Genomic DNA, 16,029 nt, shown 5'->3' on the forward strand with positions numbered 1-16,029 from the left:
ACGGGTTCCGGCCGGGGGCGGCCCGGGGGGCGTCAGAGGGTGATGCTGTTGCTGAAGGTGAGCGGGATGAAGGTGGTCGGGCCGCCGTAGGTCCAGGTGATGAAGGCGTCCGCGCCCGTCTTGTACTCGCCGCTGGACCGGGGGTACTCGGTGTCGGCGGTCGTGGTGGTGGTGCCGTAGTTCGTGTAGGTGTTGTAGGTGACCTGGGTGCCGTAGCGGAACAGGGCCACCTCGACCTGGGCCGCGTAGACGGGGTAGGTGCACCGGACCGTGGCCAGGCCCTCCTCGCCGCCGCCGTACGGGCCGCCGTAGTAGACGAACGGGGTGCTCGGGGTCAGCGTGCAGGTGACGGTGATGGAACCGACCGTCCCGGTCACCGAGGTCGAGGCGAGGGTGCCGGCGGAACCCGCCGACCTGCCGGTGGCCCCGGTGGAGAGCGGCGCGAGGCGACCGGCCCCCGCGCCGCCGGTGGCGGACGATCCGGCCGCCGGCTGCGCGGCGTCGGCCCCGGCGGCGCGGGGGGCTGCCTGGGTCGGGCTGGACACCGCGAGCAGCGCGGCGGAAACGGCGATCGCCACCAGGGCGGCGAGGGCCCGGGGCTTCCCACTGGGACGTACTCTCGTCATTACGCGTCCTTCGGTGCGTCGTGATGGAGCAGTTCGGGTATTTCTGGGCCGGCCCGGTGCGACCGAGGGGGCCGGACATCCGCTCTCCGGTGATCCGGTCGACGCATTGCGCGCGAATGCGCAGCCGGTCGGGGAAAGTGGTCGTGCGGATCGGCCGACAGAATGCCGTGTGTCGCACCGGCCGGTTCAAATTCTGGCAAGGGTTCCAACTTCCACGCAAGGTCGCCGCGCGATTACCGATCGGTGTTGTCGGCTATGTGTCCGAACGGATGAGTGGCGTGTCGTGGCGCTTCTTTCCCGCCTTTGGGAAAAGCATTTCCGTCGTTGTGCGTACGACAGTTTCCGCTCGTTCCGCGCGGCAGGGTCGCGTCGGTCGCGGGCCTGCCGGGCCACGGGCGGGCGCTCGCGGGCCGGGTCGCCGGGTCCGGACCGGGACCGACCGGACCACCCCGGCCCGGGGGTTTGCCGGCCCGCCCGGACGGGGCATTGACGGTGATCCGCTCGGCCCGGTAGACCTTGGTGATGGAGGCGCACGGATGAGGAAAGCCCCGCTCACGCTGGAACAGCTCCGGGTCGCCGTCGCCGAGGGCGAGATCGACACGGTGGTGCTCGCCCTGACCGACATGCAGGGCCGCCTCCAGGGCAAACGGTTCCACGCCCCGTTCTTCCTCGACCAGGTGGTCGCCAACGGCAGCGAGGGCTGCAACTACCTGCTCGCCGTGGACGTCGACATGAACACCGTCGACGGGTACGCCATGTCGAGCTGGGAACGCGGCTACGGCGACTTCGCCATGCGCCCCGACCTGTCCACCCTGCGCCGGATGCCGTGGCAGCCGGGCAGCGTCCTGCTCCTGGCCGACCTGGAGTGGCTGGACGGCTCCGGCCCGGTGGTCGCCTCGCCCCGGCAGATCCTGCGCCGGCAGCTCGACCGGCTGGCCGACCACGGGCTGACCGCGTACGCCGGCACCGAGCTGGAGTTCGTCCTCTACCGCGACTCGTACGAGGAGGCGTGGCGGCGCGGCTACCGCGACCTCACCCCGGCCAACCAGTACAACGTGGACTACTCGCTGCTCGGCACCGCCCGGGTGGAGCCGCTGCTGCGCCGCATCCGCACCGAGATGGCAGGTGCCGGGCTGACCCCGGAGAGCGCCAAGGGCGAGTGCAACCTCGGCCAGCACGAGATCGCCTTCCGCTACGACGAGGCGGTGGCCTGCGCCGACCACCACGTGATCTACAAGAACGGGGCGAAGGAGATCGCCGCCCAGGAGGGCGTGTCGATCACGTTCATGGCCAAGCCGAACGCGCGGGAGGGCAACTCCTGCCACATCCACTTCTCGCTGCGCGACGTCGACGGCCGCTCGGCGCTGCTCGGCGACGGGCCGGCGCAGCTCAGCGTCACCGGGCAGCGGGTGCTGGCCGGGCTGCTCGCCACCATGCGGGAGATGAGCGTCCTGTTCGCCCCGAACATCAACTCCTACAAGCGCTACCAGCCCGGCTCGTTCGCGCCGACCGCGCTGCGCTGGGGCACCGACAACCGCACCTGCGCGCTGCGGCTGGTCGGCCACGGGCAGGGGATGCGGGTGGAGAACCGGGTGCCCGGCGCGGACGTCAACCCGTACCTGGCGATCGCCGCCCTGGTCGCTGGGGCGGTGCACGGCATCGAACAGGAGTTGGAGCTGGCCGACGAGTGCACCGGCAACGCCTACGACGACCCGGCCGCCGAACGCGTCCCGCCCACCCTCCGCGACGCCCTGACCCTCTGGCAGCACTCCGAGACCGCCAGGTCGGCCTTCGGCGAAGAGGTACACGCCCACTACGCCAACCTGGCAAAGGTCGAGCTGGCCGCCTTCGACGCCGCCGTCACCGACTGGGAACTAACCCGTGGCTTCGAACGCCTCTAACCCCCACCCCCACCCCCCTTTCCGCGTCGATCTTGGAGTTGTGGTGGACGATGTGTGGCGGTATGTGGTTTGTGCGGGGCACCACAACTTCATGATCGACGGGGAAAGGGGTGGGGCGTGACGCGGGTGGTTGATCCGGCCAGTGGGGATGTGGTCGCGGAGGTGGTGGGGGTCGGGCTGGGGGAGGTGGATGCGGCGATCAGGCGGGCGGAGGTTGCCTTTGCGTCGTGGCGGGGGGTTGCGCCGGGGGAGCGGGGGCGGATCCTGCGGCGGTTCGCCGGGCTGGTCGACAGCCACCTGGAGGAGTTGGCGCGGCTGGAGGTGCGCAATGCCGGGCACACCATCGGCAACGCGCGCTGGGAGGCCGGCAACGTCCGCGACGTCCTCGACTACTACGCGGGGGCGCCGGAGCGGCTGACCGGGCAGCAGATCCCGGTGCCCGGCGGCTGGGACGTCACCTTCCACGAACCGCTCGGCGTGGTCGGGGTGATCGTGCCGTGGAACTTCCCGATGCCGATCGCCGCCTGGGGTTTCGCCCCGGCGTTGGCCGCCGGCAACACGGTCGTGCTCAAACCCGCCGAGCTGACCCCGCTGACCGCGCTGCGCCTGGCCGAGTTGGGGCGCGACGCCGGCCTGCCGGAGGGGGTGTTCACCGTGCTGCCCGGCCGGGGCGACGTGGTCGGCGAACGGTTCGTCACCCATCCGGCCGTGCGCAAGGTCTGCTTCACCGGCTCGACCGAGGTGGGCACCCGGATCATGGCCGGCTGCGCGGCCCAGGTGAAGCGGGTCACCCTGGAGTTGGGCGGCAAGAGCGCCAACCTGGTCTTCGCCGACGCCGACCTCGAGAAGGCGGCGGCCACCGCGCCGTACGCCGTGTTCGACAACGCCGGCCAGGACTGCTGCGCCCGCTCCCGCATCCTGGTCCAGCGCCCGGTCTACGACAGGTTCCTGGAACTGCTCGAACCGGCGGTCCGGGCGGTGCGGGTGGAGGACCCGGCCGCCGAGACCGCCGAGATGGGCCCGCTGATCTCCGCAGCCCACCGGGACCGGGTCGCCGGCTACCTCGACGGCGCGACTGTCGCGTTCGCCGGCACCCGCCCCGACGGCCCCGGCTTCTGGCACGCCCCGACCGTGCTGCTCGCCGACTCCCCGGCCGACCGGCACTGGCGGGAGGAGATCTTCGGGCCGGTCGTCTCGGTGCTCCCCTTCGACGACGAGGCCGACGCGGTCCGGCTCGCCAACGACACCGAGTACGGACTGTCCGGCTCGATCTGGACCCGGGACGTCGGCCGGGCGCTGCGGCTGGCCCGCGCGGTCCAGGCGGGCAACCTGAGCGTCAACTCGCACTCCTCGGTGCGCTACTGGACCCCGTTCGGTGGGATGAAGCGCTCCGGGCTCGGCCGTGAGCTGGGCCCGGACGCGTTGCACGCGTTCACCGACGTCAAGAACGTCTTCATCGGCACGGAGGAGTGAGGCGCGTGCAGGGTCGGCTACAGGACCGGGTCGCCGTGGTGACCGGGGCGGGCAGCGGGATCGGGTTGGCCACCGTCCGGCGGTTCGCCGCCGAGGGGGCCCGGGTGGTCTGCGTCGACATCGACGACGAGGCCGGCGGGCGGGCGGCCGAGGAGGTCGACGGGGAGTACGTGCACACCGACGTCGCGGACGAGGCGGCCGTGCGGGACCTCTTCGACGGGGTGGCGCAGCGGCACGGCCGGGTCGACGTGGCGTTCAACAACGCCGGCATCTCCCCACCCGACGACGACTCGATCCTCGACACCGGGCTGGACGCCTGGGAGCGGGTGCTGCGGGTCAACACCACGAGCGTCTACCTGTGCTGCAAGTACGCGATCCCGCACATGCGTCGGCAGGGCAAGGGTTCGATCATCAACACCGCCTCCTTCGTGGCGTTGATGGGGGCGGCCACCTCGCAGATCGCGTACACCGCGAGCAAGGGCGGGGTGCTGGCGATGACCCGGGAGCTGGGCGTGCAGTTCGCCAGGGAGGGCATCCGGGTCAACGCGCTGTGCCCCGGCCCGGTCGCCACCCCGCTGCTGCTGGAGCTGTTCGCCGCCGACCCGGAGCGGGCCGCCCGCCGGCTGGTGCACGTGCCGATGGGCCGGTTCGGCGCACCGGAGGAGATCGCCGCCGCGGTGGCGTTCCTGGCCAGCGACGACGCGTCGTTCATGACCTCCGCGCAGTTCGTCGTCGACGGCGGCATCACCGGCGCGTACGTCACCCCGCTGTGAGCCGGTCCGCCGGGCGTCCGGCGCGTCCGCTGATCGGGATCACCGGGTACGTCGAGCCGGCGAGCTGGGCCGTCTGGCGGGACGTGCCGGCGTCGCTGATCCCGCAGGCGTACGTCCGCTCGGTGACCGCCGCCGGGGGCCGGGCCGTGGTGCTGCCCCCTGACGACCTGGACGCCGACGTGGTCGACGTGCTGGACGGGCTGCTGCTGGCCGGCGGCGCGGACGTCGGCCCGGAGCGCTACGGGCAGCCGGTGGACCCGCGTACCGAGCCGCGGCCCGACCGGGATGCCGGGGAGTCGGCCCTGCTGGCCGCCGCCCTCGCCGTGGACCTGCCGGTGCTGGGGGTGTGCCGGGGCATGCAGTTGCTGGCCGTCGCGTACGGCGGGTCGCTGCACCAGCACCTGCCGGACGTGGTGGGCCACGACCGGCACCGCCCCGCCCCGGGGGTGTACGGGGCGCATCCGGTCCGGTTCGCGCCGGGGACCCGGACGGCGTCGGTGCTGGCCGGGGTGGACCGGGTCAACTCGTACCACCACCAGGCGGTGGCCGATCCGGGGCGGCTCACGGTCACCGGCTGGGCCGACGACTCGGTGGTGGAGGCGGTGGAGGACCCGGCGCGGCGGTTCCTGCTCGGGGTGCAGTGGCATCCGGAGAACGACGACGACCCGCGTCCGGTGAGCGCCCTGGTGAGGGCGGCCCGGGACCGCTGATCCATCCCGTCAGTTGGGAAGGCTGTCTCGAAATGCGGTCGGCGGCGGCAGGATGACCGCATGGGGACCGTGTATCCGGCGCTGGACGGGCGACTGCGGGAGTTCGTCGAGGCGCAGCCGATGTTCTTCGTGGCCACCGCGCCCAGCGGCAGTGAGGGGCACGTCAACGTCTCACCCAAGGGCATGCGGGGCACCTTCGTCGTGCTCGGCCCGCACCGGGTGGCCTGGCTGGACTACCACGGCAGCGGCGCGGAGACGATCGCCCACCTGCGCGACAACGGCCGGATCACGCTGATGTTCTGCGCCTTCGACGGCCCGCCGAAGATCGTCCGGCTGCACGGGCGGGGCGTCGCCACCCCGGTCACCGACCCCGGCTTCGGCGCGCTGCTGGCCGACTTCCCCGAGCCGCCCGACGTGCACGCCGTGCGGGCGGTGATCGGGGTGACCGTGGACCGGGTCAGCGACTCCTGCGGCTACGCGGTGCCCCTGATGGACTACCGGGCCGACCGGGACCTGTTGCTCACGTCACACTCCCGGCGCACCGCCGAGGATCTGGTCACCTACCGGGCGACCAAGAACGCGGCCAGCATCGACGGCCTGCCGATCTTCTGACCGGACGACCCCTCATCGTGCGCTGTCGGACAGATGACGGCAGGATGAGGCACGGGTTACCAGCGTCCGTCCGAACCTTTGCGTTACGTTCCTGATCCGTCGGGGTAGAAGACGGACGCGACCGGCGGTGAGCCGAGGCGTTATGGGGGGCACGACCGGCCGAAGCAGGGGGCGCGGATGAGCTCGGCCCGTGGGGGCGAGGACGGACGAGGGCTGTCCGCTCTGTCGTCCGCCGACCGCGCCCTGCCGCCGTGGCTGGCCGGGGCGTTCGCGGCCGGTGGCGAGATGGGCCGCAGGCTGGGCGAACACGACTGGGCGGCCAGTCCGCTCGGCGGCCCCGACGCCTGGCCGGCGGCGCTGAGCCACGCGATCGGCATGATGCTCTCCTCGCGGGCCCAGATCGTGATGTTCTGGGGCCCCGACCAGTTGGCCTTCTACAACGACGCCTACCGGCCCACCATCGGCGACAAGCACCCGGTCGCGCTCGGCCGGCCGGCCCGGGAACACTGGGCCGAGACCTGGGACGTGCTCGGCCCCCTGCTCGACGGGGTACGCCGCAGCGGCGAGTCCTACCGGGGCGAGAACCACCCGTTCCTGCTCGACCGGCACGGCTTCGTCGAGCGGGTCTACTTCGACATCTCCTACGACCCGATCCGGGACGACGACGGCAGCGTCAACGGCGTCTTCTGCTTCGTCAACGAGACCACCGGCCGGGTCGTCGGGGAACGCCGGCTGCGGGCGCTGGCCGAACTCGGCTCCCGGCTCGGCGCGGCCGGCAGCATGGCCGAGCTGGGACGGGCCACGGCGGCCGTCCTCGACGGGCACCGGGCCGACGTCCCGTTCGCCCTGGTCTACCTGAACGACGAGACCGGCCGGCCGGTGCCGGCGGGGGTCAGCGGCATCGACCCCGCCCGGGTGCCGGCCGAGCCGCCGGCCGAGTTGGCCCGGGTCGCCGCCGACGGGGCCGCCGCCGAGATCGAGGTGGCCGAGCTGCTCGGCCCGGTGCCGGGCGACGTCGCCGCGCGCGCCCTGGTGCTGCCGCTCACCGCCACCAGCGAGCCCGCCGGGGCGCTGGTGGTCGGCCGGTCCGCCCGGCTGCCGTTCACCGACGAGTACCACGACTTCCTCGGCCTGATCGCCGCGCAGGTGTCCCGGGTGGTCGGCCAGCAGCGGGTGTACGAGCAGGAGCGGGCCCGCGCCGCCGAGCTGGCCGCGCTGGACCGTGCCAAGACCAACTTCTTCGCCAACGTCAGCCACGAGTTCCGTACCCCGCTGACCCTCGTCCTCGGTCCGCTGGAGGACATGCTGGCCGACCCGACGCTGCCCGCCGCGCACCTCGACCGGCTGACCGTGATGCACCGCAACGCGCTGCGCCTGCTCAGGCTGGTCAACACGGTGCTCGACTTCTCCCGGCTGGAATCCGGCCGGCTGGCCGCCCACTATCAGCCCACCGACCTGGCCGCGTACACCTCCCGGCTGGCCAGCACGTTCCGCTCCGCCACCGAGCGGGCCGGGCTGCGGCTCGTGGTCGACTGCCAGCCGCTGCCCGCGCCGGTCCTCCTGGACCGCGACATGTGGGAGAAGATCGTCTTCAATCTGCTCTCCAACGCGCTGAAGTTCACCTTCGACGGCGAGATCCGGGTCCGGGTGGCCGCGGTCGACGGCGCGGCACGGCTGGAGGTGACCGACACCGGGGTCGGCATCGCCGCCGAGGAGGTCCCGCACGTCTTCGAGCGGTTCCACCGGGTGCCCGGGGTCCGCTCGCGTACCCACGAGGGCACCGGGATCGGCCTGGCCCTGGTCCGCGAACTTGTCGACATGCACGGCGGCACGGTCGCCGCCACCAGCCGGGTCGACCACGGCACCACGGTCACGGTGACCGTCCCGTTCGGCTCCGCCCACCTGCCGCCCGACCGGGTCGCCGTCACCGCGCCGCCGCCCACCGCCGAGTCGGCGCAGGCGTCCCTCTACGTCGCGGAGACCGCCCTGTGGACCGACCGGCCCGATCCGGCCGGCCACGGGCGGCCCACCCCGGCCACCGGCGACCCCGGCCGGGCCGGCCGGGTCCTGCTCGCCGACGACAACGCCGACCTGCGTGAACACGTCACCCGGCTGCTCAGCCCCGAGTACGAGGTGGTGGCCGTGCCGGACGGCGCGGTGGCCCTGCGGGAGGCCACCGCGGGCCCGTTCGACCTGGTGCTCACCGACGTGATGATGCCCCGGCTGGACGGCTTCGGCCTGGTCACCGCGCTGCGCGCCAACCCGGCCACCCGGCACGTGCCGATCGTGCTGCTCTCCGCGCGGGCCGGTTCCGCCGAGGCGGTCGCCGGTCTCTCGGTGGGGGCCGACGACTACCTCACCAAGCCGTTCTCCGGCGCGGAGCTGATCGCCCGGGTCCGGGCCAACGTCGAGCTGGGCCAGTTGCGTGGGCAGATCATCCGCCGGCTCCGGGCGCTCGCCGACGCCGCCGTGGCGGTCAACACCGCGAAGTCGACCGCCGACGTGGTCCGGGTCGCCGCCCGGCACGCCCTGCACCTCGCCGAGGCGGCCCGGGTGTCGGTCACCACGGTCACCGGCGCGCGGCACGAGGCCGACGGCGGCGGCGTCAGCACCGACCAGCCGTCCCAGGTGCTGCCGCTGACCGGCAGCACCGGTGGGCAACTCGGCGAGCTGCGGGTCTGGCGTCGGGAGGGCGACGGCACCGAGCACGCCGCCCTCACCGAACTGGCCCGCCTGGTCGGCGTACGACTGGAGAACGCCCAGCTCTACGAGGCCGAGCACCGGATCGCCACCACGCTGCAGCACAGCCTGCTGCCGCGTTCGCTGCCCCAGCTGCCCGGCGCGGTGGTGGCCAGCCGCTACCTGCCCGGCAGCACCGACGTCGAGGTCGGCGGCGACTGGTACGACGTGATCGGCACCGGCGACGACGAGGTGGTGCTGGTCATCGGCGACGTGGTCGGCAAGGGCGTCCGGGCCGCCGCCGCGATGGGTCAGCTCCGCAACGGCCTGCGGGCCTACCTGCTGGAGGGCTACGACCCGGGGCAGGCGTTGACCCGGCTCAACCGGCTGGTCGGCTCGACCGAGCGGCAGTCGTTCGCGACCGTGTTCTGCCTCTCCTTCACCCCGCGCACCGGCCGGCTGCGGTATGCCAGCGCCGGTCATCCGTCCCCCCTGCTGATCCGAGGAGACGACGTGGCCTTCCTGCACGAGCGGGCCCTCGGGCCGCCCATCGGCGCGATCACCGGCACCGACTACCGCACCGTCGAGGGTGGACTCGCTCCCGGCGGGCGGCTGCTGCTCTACACCGACGGACTGATCGAGGACCGGCAGGCCGGCATCGACGCGGCGCTGGCCCAACTCCGGGCGGACGCCGCCGCGGGGGCCGGTGGCGGGCACGTCGCCGACCTGGTGGACGCCGTGGTGGAGCGGGTCGACGGGCGCGACCGGCACGACGATGTCGCGGTGCTGGCGTTGGAGGCCGCCGAGCTGAACCGGTTCGCGTTGCGGTTGCCCGCCGACCCGACCCGGCTCAGCGTGCTGCGCAAGCGGCTGGAGGACTTCCTGGTCGCGCACTCCGTCGGCGAGAACGACCTGTTCGACCTGATCGTCGCCGTGTCCGAGGCCGCCGCCAACGCCATCGAGCATCCGGTCGCGCCGGTGGAGCCGACGATCAGGGTCGAGGTGTCGATCGTCGACCGGACGGTGGTGGCGACGGTGCGCGACAGCGGCCGGTGGCGGGAGTCGACCGGGGCCGGGTTCCGGGGCCGGGGGCTCGCGCTGATCGAGGCGCTGGGCGAGCTGACGGTACGCCGTACCGACGAGGGGACCGAGGTGTCGCTGCGCCGCCGGCTGGCCGACTGAGCCGGGCCGGCGCGGCCCGGGTCAGAGCGGGCGCAGCCACTCCTGGCCGCCGAGGCCGGAGATCTCCAACACCCGGCTGACCTGCCGGGACGGGAACACGGTCAGCGCGCCGGGGAACCGCCTGGCGAGCTGGACCACCGCGTGGATGGCGGCGGAGTCGAAGAAGGTGACCGCGCGCAGATCGAGGGTGACCTGCCGGGCCGGCTCACGGAGGGTGGTCTGGACCATGGTGTCGGCGGTGGCCATGTCGACCTCGCCGGTCACCGTGACGCGGACGTGCTCCCCGGTGACCTCCGCGCGCGCGGAGAACACGGGCGGTGCGCCCCCTAGATCCACCCAGCCACCATTGCACAGCCAGGTGGTGACGGCAACAACCGCCGGGCCGTGCCGGAGGCCCCCCGCCCCACGGAGATAGGCTGTCGTCATGACCGTCCGTGCCCCGCTCACCCCCGGCACACTCTCCCCGTGGCGAGCGGTCCCCGACCACATCGCCCGCCCGGAGTACGTGGGCAGGAAGCAACCCCAGCAGTGGCGCGGCTCGCACGTGCAGACCCCGCAGACCATCGAGAAGATGCGGGTCGCCGGCCGGTTGGCGGCGCAGGCCACCCAGCTCGCGGGCGCGCACTGCAAGCCCGGGGTCACCACCGACGAGATCGACCGGGTGGTGCACGAGTTCCTCGTCGACCACGGCGCCTACCCGTCGACGCTGGGCTACCGGGGGTTCCCCAAGTCCTGCTGCACCAGCATCAACGAGGTCATCTGCCACGGCATCCCCGACTCGACCGTGCTCGCCGACGGTGACATCGTCAACGTCGACGTCACCGCGTACCTCGACGGGGTGCACGGCGACACCGACGCCACCTTCTGCGTGGGCGAGGTGAGCGAGGAGGCCCGGCTGCTGGTCGAGCGCACCCACGAGGCGATGATGCGCGGCATCCGGGCGGTGCGCCCCGGCCGGCAGATCAACGTGATCGGCCGGGTCATCGAGTCGTACGCCAAACGGTTCGGGTACGGGGTGGTCCGCGACTTCACCGGCCACGGCATCGGCGAGGCCTTCCACAGCGGCCTGTACGTGCCGCACTACGACAGCCCCCGGCCGACGGACATCATGGAACCGGGCATGACCTTCACCGTCGAGCCGATGATCACCCTCGGCACCTACCAGTACGACATGTGGGACGACGGCTGGACGGTCGTCACCAAGGACCGCAAGTGGACGGCCCAGTTCGAGCACACCATCGTCGTCACCGACGACGGCTTCGAGATCCTCACCCTGCCGTGACCGACACCCCGGCGGCGCTGCGCGAGGCGCACCACGCGGACGTGTCCGGCGGCTGGCTGCGGCCCGCCGTCTTCGGCGCGATGGACGGCCTGGTCACCAACATCGCCCTGATCGCCGGGGTCGGCGGCGGCGGCGTGTCGGCGCACAGCATCGTGCTCACCGGCACCGCCGGCCTGGTCGCCGGCGCCATCTCGATGGGGCTGGGCGAGTACACCAGCGTCCGGTCGGCCAACGAGCAGGTCGCCGCCGAGGTGGCCAAGGAACGCCGCGAGCTGGAACGCCACCCGGAGGCCGAGGCCCGGGAGCTGTCCGACGCCTGGGTGGCCCGGGGTCTGCCCCGTGACCTGGCCAACCAGGTCGCCGAGGCGGTACGCCGCAACCCGGAGGAGGCGCTGCGGGTGCACGTCCGGGAGGAACTGGGTGTCGACCCCGACGAACAACCGAGCCCCTGGGCGGCGGCGATCTCGTCGTTCCTCTGCTTCTCCGTCGGCGCGCTGATCCCGCTGCTGAGCTACCTGCTCGGCTCCACCAGCCTGGCGCTGGCGCTCGCCGTCGGCGGGGTGGGGCTCTTCGCGGCCGGGGCGGTCGTGGCCCGGTACACCCACCGCCCGTGGTGGGCCGGCGGCCTGCGTCAGCTGCTGCTCGGCGCGGCGGCGGCCGGCGCGACCTACCTGATCGGGATGTTCATCGGGGTGCAGGGCGGCCTCGGCTAGACCGTCGCGGCCGGCCCGGCCGGTCGTCGCGGTCGGCCCCGGCTGAGCTTCGGCTCAGCCGGTGAGCAGGTCGTCCACCGTGCCGTCGACCGGGCGGCCCCGGGCGGCCAACTCCTCGGCCTGCCCGGTCAGCACCCGTCCCACCTCGGTCATGTCCGCGCCGGCCAGCCCGGTACGCCGTACCGCGTCGCCCGGGTCACGGAAGTAGGTGCGGCTGAGCAGGCCGCTGACCGTGGCCGCCGCCAGCCGCGCCTCACCCAGCATCACCAGCGCCTGGTCGGTCTCGTACCACGCGGCGAGCCGGGCCGCGCGGGCGTGCGCCGCCCAGCCCCGGTACCAGGCGTCCCGGGCGGCGGCGCTGAATTCGGCCGGCCGGGCCCGGGCCAGCCGGCCCAGGTGCTCGTCGCGCAGGGTGCGCAGCCAGCCGGTCGGGTCGTACAGCGCGACGGTGGTGACGTACCGGTCGGCGGTCAGCGGCCAGGCCTGGGTCAGCGTCCGGGCCCGCCGCAGGTAGCCGTCGGCGTCGGCCACGGTCAGCCCGACCAGCACCCCGTCCACCCGCCGGGTCGACGGGGCCGGCCCGCCGCCCGCCCGGTAGGTGACCAGCAGCAGACCGACCTCGGCGTCCCCGCCACCGTCGTCGTCGCCGTGCGCCAGCGGACCGTGCACGGCCACCGCCAGGATGTCCGCCGGGAAGCGTCGCCGCGCCGCGTCGGCCGTCCGCCCGGCGACCTGCCAGCGCGGATCGTCCAGGTCCACCCCGGCCGCCGGCTCCGGTACGGTCACGGCAGGTCGGGACCGGTCGGGGCCAGCCGGAAGATGTGGATCTCCCGGCCGCCGGCCCGCTGCACGTACGTCCGGTACGCCGGCCACTCGGTGACCAGCAACTGCCAGAGCCGTTCCCGCTCGGCCCCGGTCGCCAGGTCGGCGCGGACGGCGAGCCGGCGACCCTTGACGGCGACCTCCGCCTGCGGCCGGGCGAGCAGGTTCAGCACCCAGCCGGGCTGGTGCCGCTGACCCCAGTTGGAACCGATCACCACGAACCCGTCGCCGTCCGGCACGTACAGCAGGGGGTTGCTGCGCGGCAGGCCGGAGCGGTGTCCGGTGGTCGTGATGATCAGCGAGGGAACCAGCCCCAGCGCGACCACCCGCCCCCGGGTGAGCCGCCCCACCATCCGGTCGACGGGGACCAGCAGGCGCATGGTGGCACCGAACCACTCGTGGTGACCGAGCCGGCGGGTGAGGGTTCCGAGTACGGGCACCCGGTCAGTCTGCCCGGTCGACGCGGTGTCCGCACCCACCGCCTCCCGGCGGGCCGCTCAGTCCAGCCGGCGTTCGACCGCGAGGCGGGACCTGGTGAACAGGCCGGCACCGAGCATCGCCACCAGCGGCACCACCACCAGCACACCGAGGGTCTGCCAGGGCACCACCACCGGGTACGGCGTCTGGACCGGCCAGGTCTGCGCGTACTGGCGGTTCATCGAGGTCAGGATGATCAGGGCGGAGCCCAACCCGGCCGCGATGCCGAGCACCGAGCCCACCACGGCGATCACCCCCGCCTGGCAGAGCGAGAGCACCCGGCGTACCCGGGGACTGGCCCCCACCGCCGCGAGCGTGGAGAGATCCCGGCGGCCCTCCGCCGCGGCGAGCCCGGTGGCCACCCCGGCCGCGCCCAGGGTGATCACCCCGGAGCCGGCCGCCAGCAGGAGCAGCACCGACCGCTGCTCCGAGCGGGGCGGAACCCGTTCGATCTCCACCGACACCGGCAGCAACGGCCGAAGCGCGGTGACCACCCGGTCGAGTTGCGCGGTCGTCGGCGCCGACCCGGTGTCGACGGCGAAACCGACAGGCTCCGTGCGCAGGCCGACCCGGGCGGCGGCGGCGGGGGAGAGCACCAGCCGGTCCACCGGCAGCCCGTCGCGCAGCAGGTGCCCGGGGAGCGTGACGGTGGTCGCCACCGGAGGGCGGAAGCCGTCGACCGACCGGTCGACCCGGACCGACACCCGGCCGTCGACCACGTAGCGGGGATCGGTCACCACCACGCCACCGGCCCGCAGCACGGCGGTCGCGGCCGCCACCTCGGTCGCCGGCGCACCGCTGAGCATCCCCAGCGCGGCACCGTCGTCGACCATGGCGGGCAGGTAGAAGCCGCTGACGATACGGACCGGCGGGACGCAGCGCGGGTCGGCCAGCGCCGCGCGGCGGGCCTCGGCCGTCCGGAGCGACTCCGTGTCGTACGGGCAGGCACGGCCGGCGGGCAGCACCGGCGCGACGGTGCAGTAGCCGCTCGGGTGCCGCGGGTCGGTGCAGCCGGGCACCGCCACCGGCAGCACCGCGTCGGTGCCCAGCTCGGCCCGGACGCGCTCGGTGATCAGCGGCAGCGGGGGCAGCGGGCCGGTGCCGTCCCGGTCGCCGCGCAGCAGCAGCACCCGGCCCGGCGGCATCCCCGGCTGCCACTCGTCCCGGTTACGGGCGTCGTCGCTGGCCACGTAGACGCCCAGGGCGACGCTGCCGGCGACGGCGGCCATCACCGCGGAGATGGCCGGGACGGCCGACGAGCGGTTGCGGCTGGCGTCGCGCAGCGCGATCCGGGGCGCGGGCGGCAGCAGCCGGCCGAGCCGGGCCAGCTGCCCGATCAGCGTGGGCGTGCAGAAGACCAGTCCCAGCTCACCCAGGATCAGCCCGGTGAGGATCACCGGGGTGTCGCCCCGGCCGGCGCCCAGGGCGGCGGCCCCGCTGCCCAGCACGGTCAGCGCCACCCCGATGAGCAGCCAGCGGCGGCGGTGCGGCGGTGCGGCCCGGCGACCGGCCAACCCGGCCACCACGTCCTGCCGGGCGGCGGTCAGCGCCGGGGCGAGCGCGGCCAGCACCCCGGCCAGCACGGCGACCGCCGCGATCGCGGCGAGCGCCGCCGGGAAGACCCGGTAGCCCCCGCTGCGCGCCCCCAGCAGATGCTCCTCGACCAGCGACCTGCCGGCGAGCGCGGCGGTGACCCCGAGCAGCAGCCCGCACGCGGCCCCGAGCCCGCCGAGGACCACCCCGTCGGCGAGCACGATCCGCCGCAGGTGCACCGGATCGCCGCCGGCCACCGCGACCAGCGCCAGGTCCCGCCGCCGCCGCCGGACCCCGACCGCGAAGGCCGGCCCGACCAGCAGGACGACCTCCAGCAGACCGAGACCGCCGACCAGCACCGCGTTGCTCGCCAGCACCGGATCGGGCAGGCTGAGCGTCGATCCGTCGGGGGACCGGGCACCCGGCACCGGGGTACCGGCACTGACCAGGACGCCGTGCGTGTTGAGCCGCTCCACCAGCGCGGCGTCCAACGGGCCGGGGAGGTCGACCAGCCAGCTCTCGTCGTAGCTCCGCCCGTCCCGGGACAATCCGGCCGGGGTCAGGGCGACGATCTCCCCGAGTTGGTCGGGGAACTCGACCACGCCGACCACCCGCCACCGGCCGGTGCCGTCGGCCGCGTCGACCGAACCACCCACCCGCACGCCCATCCGGGCGGCGGCCTGCGCGCTGACCGCGACCTCGTCGGGTGCGGTGGGGACCCGCCCGGACCGTAGCCGCACCGTCGAGCGGGCCACCGGGTCCGTCAGGTCCAGCGCGCGCCCGTCGAGGGTCCTCGTCCGCTCGCCGATCCGCACCTCGAACGGCACCCACCAGCTGATCCGGCTGGCCCGGCTGCCGGCCGGCAGCAGCGCCTCGATCTCCGCCCGGCCCACCGGCCGCTCCCGGGTCACCTGCTCACCCGTGCGGGCCCAGTTCACCTCCCCCCAGGAGTCCTGGTGGAGCGGGTTCTCCGCCACCCAGCGCAGCTCGGCGTCGGCGGTGCCGGCCCGCTGGGCGAAACTCTCTGCCCGGGTGAGGTCGGCCATGTCGTAGGTGACCGCGACGAAGCTCAGCACCAGCACCGGCAGCGCGATCATCGTCAGCACCAGCGCGGTACGCCCCCGCGCCCGCCGCGCCTCCCGCCGGGCGATCCGCAGCGCCGCCCGCCAGGACCCGACCGTCCCGGCGAGCCGACCGGGCAGTCCCACCCGGTCCCTCGCCTCGGGCCGCGCCGCCGTTGGGGGCG

At 74.1% G+C, this 16,029-nt stretch carries 13 protein-coding genes; 8 read left to right on the plus strand and 5 right to left on the minus strand.

Features of this window, described 5'->3' with window-relative positions; genetic code table 11:
• Positions 1 to 32: 32 nt before the first annotated feature.
• Positions 33 to 626 carry a hypothetical protein gene (locus Q2K16_RS28550; RefSeq protein WP_302741364.1) on the minus strand — a complete coding sequence of 198 codons (594 nt, stop codon included), beginning with the start codon at positions 624 to 626 and terminating at the stop codon, positions 33 to 35.
• Between the two features lie 536 nt (positions 627 to 1,162).
• Here Q2K16_RS28550 and Q2K16_RS28555 point away from each other — a divergent pair.
• The 6 genes from Q2K16_RS28555 (at position 1,163) to Q2K16_RS28580 (ending at position 9,956) form a co-directional block, all read left to right on the plus strand.
• The gene (locus Q2K16_RS28555) at positions 1,163 to 2,527 is read left to right on the plus strand and encodes a glutamine synthetase family protein (protein WP_302741366.1); all 1,365 of its coding nucleotides are present in this window, start codon (positions 1,163 to 1,165) and stop codon (positions 2,525 to 2,527) included.
• A 126-nt stretch (positions 2,528 to 2,653) separates the two neighbouring features.
• Positions 2,654 to 4,000, plus strand: a complete 1,347-nt coding sequence (locus Q2K16_RS28560; protein WP_489671940.1) for an aldehyde dehydrogenase family protein — start codon at positions 2,654 to 2,656, stop codon at positions 3,998 to 4,000.
• A gap of 5 nt (positions 4,001 to 4,005) precedes the next feature.
• Entirely contained in the window at positions 4,006 to 4,773 is a 768-nt protein-coding gene (locus Q2K16_RS28565; RefSeq protein WP_302741368.1) for a 3-oxoacyl-ACP reductase, read from the plus strand.
• Entirely contained in the window at positions 4,770 to 5,483 is a 714-nt protein-coding gene (locus Q2K16_RS28570) for a gamma-glutamyl-gamma-aminobutyrate hydrolase family protein (RefSeq protein ID WP_302741369.1), read from the plus strand. Before Q2K16_RS28565 ends, Q2K16_RS28570 begins: the two co-directional genes overlap by 4 nt.
• A 60-nt stretch (positions 5,484 to 5,543) precedes the next feature.
• Positions 5,544 to 6,095: a pyridoxamine 5'-phosphate oxidase family protein gene (locus Q2K16_RS28575; protein ID WP_302741371.1), complete on the plus strand. Its 552-nt coding sequence runs from the start codon at positions 5,544 to 5,546 to the stop codon at positions 6,093 to 6,095.
• A gap of 177 nt (positions 6,096 to 6,272) precedes the next feature.
• The gene (locus Q2K16_RS28580) at positions 6,273 to 9,956 is read left to right on the plus strand and encodes a SpoIIE family protein phosphatase (RefSeq protein WP_302741373.1); all 3,684 of its coding nucleotides are present in this window, start codon (positions 6,273 to 6,275) and stop codon (positions 9,954 to 9,956) included.
• Positions 9,957 to 9,977: 21 nt separating this feature from the next.
• On the opposite strand, the gene Q2K16_RS28585 is transcribed toward Q2K16_RS28580, so the two are convergent.
• Positions 9,978 to 10,292 carry an STAS domain-containing protein gene (locus Q2K16_RS28585; protein WP_302741374.1) on the minus strand — a complete coding sequence of 105 codons (315 nt, stop codon included), beginning with the start codon at positions 10,290 to 10,292 and terminating at the stop codon, positions 9,978 to 9,980.
• Between the two features lie 88 nt (positions 10,293 to 10,380).
• Between Q2K16_RS28585 and map the strand changes: the two genes are divergently transcribed.
• Positions 10,381 to 11,238: a type I methionyl aminopeptidase gene (gene map / locus Q2K16_RS28590; protein ID WP_088645554.1), complete on the plus strand. Its 858-nt coding sequence runs from the start codon at positions 10,381 to 10,383 to the stop codon at positions 11,236 to 11,238.
• Positions 11,235 to 11,951, plus strand: a complete 717-nt coding sequence (locus Q2K16_RS28595; protein WP_302741377.1) for a VIT1/CCC1 transporter family protein — start codon at positions 11,235 to 11,237, stop codon at positions 11,949 to 11,951. Before map ends, Q2K16_RS28595 begins: the two co-directional genes overlap by 4 nt.
• Positions 11,952 to 12,005: 54 nt before the next feature.
• Here the strand turns inward: Q2K16_RS28595 and Q2K16_RS28600 are convergent, their stop codons facing one another.
• From Q2K16_RS28600 to Q2K16_RS28610, 3 genes are read right to left on the minus strand one after another with little or no spacing between them, the layout of a single operon-like run.
• Positions 12,006 to 12,737, minus strand: a complete 732-nt coding sequence (locus Q2K16_RS28600) for a nucleotidyltransferase domain-containing protein (RefSeq protein ID WP_302741378.1) — start codon at positions 12,735 to 12,737, stop codon at positions 12,006 to 12,008.
• Positions 12,734 to 13,213 carry a nitroreductase family deazaflavin-dependent oxidoreductase gene (locus Q2K16_RS28605; RefSeq protein WP_302741380.1) on the minus strand — a complete coding sequence of 160 codons (480 nt, stop codon included), beginning with the start codon at positions 13,211 to 13,213 and terminating at the stop codon, positions 12,734 to 12,736. Before Q2K16_RS28605 ends, Q2K16_RS28600 begins: the two co-directional genes overlap by 4 nt.
• 57 nt (positions 13,214 to 13,270) lie before the next feature.
• Positions 13,271 to 15,991, minus strand: coding sequence for an FtsX-like permease family protein (locus Q2K16_RS28610; protein ID WP_302741381.1), 2,721 nt, complete (start codon positions 15,989 to 15,991; stop codon positions 13,271 to 13,273).
• Between the last annotated feature and the right edge of the window lie 38 nt (positions 15,992 to 16,029).

Source organism: Micromonospora cynarisoli, assembly GCF_030518815.1.
GTDB lineage: Bacteria > Actinomycetota > Actinomycetes > Mycobacteriales > Micromonosporaceae > Micromonospora > Micromonospora wenchangensis.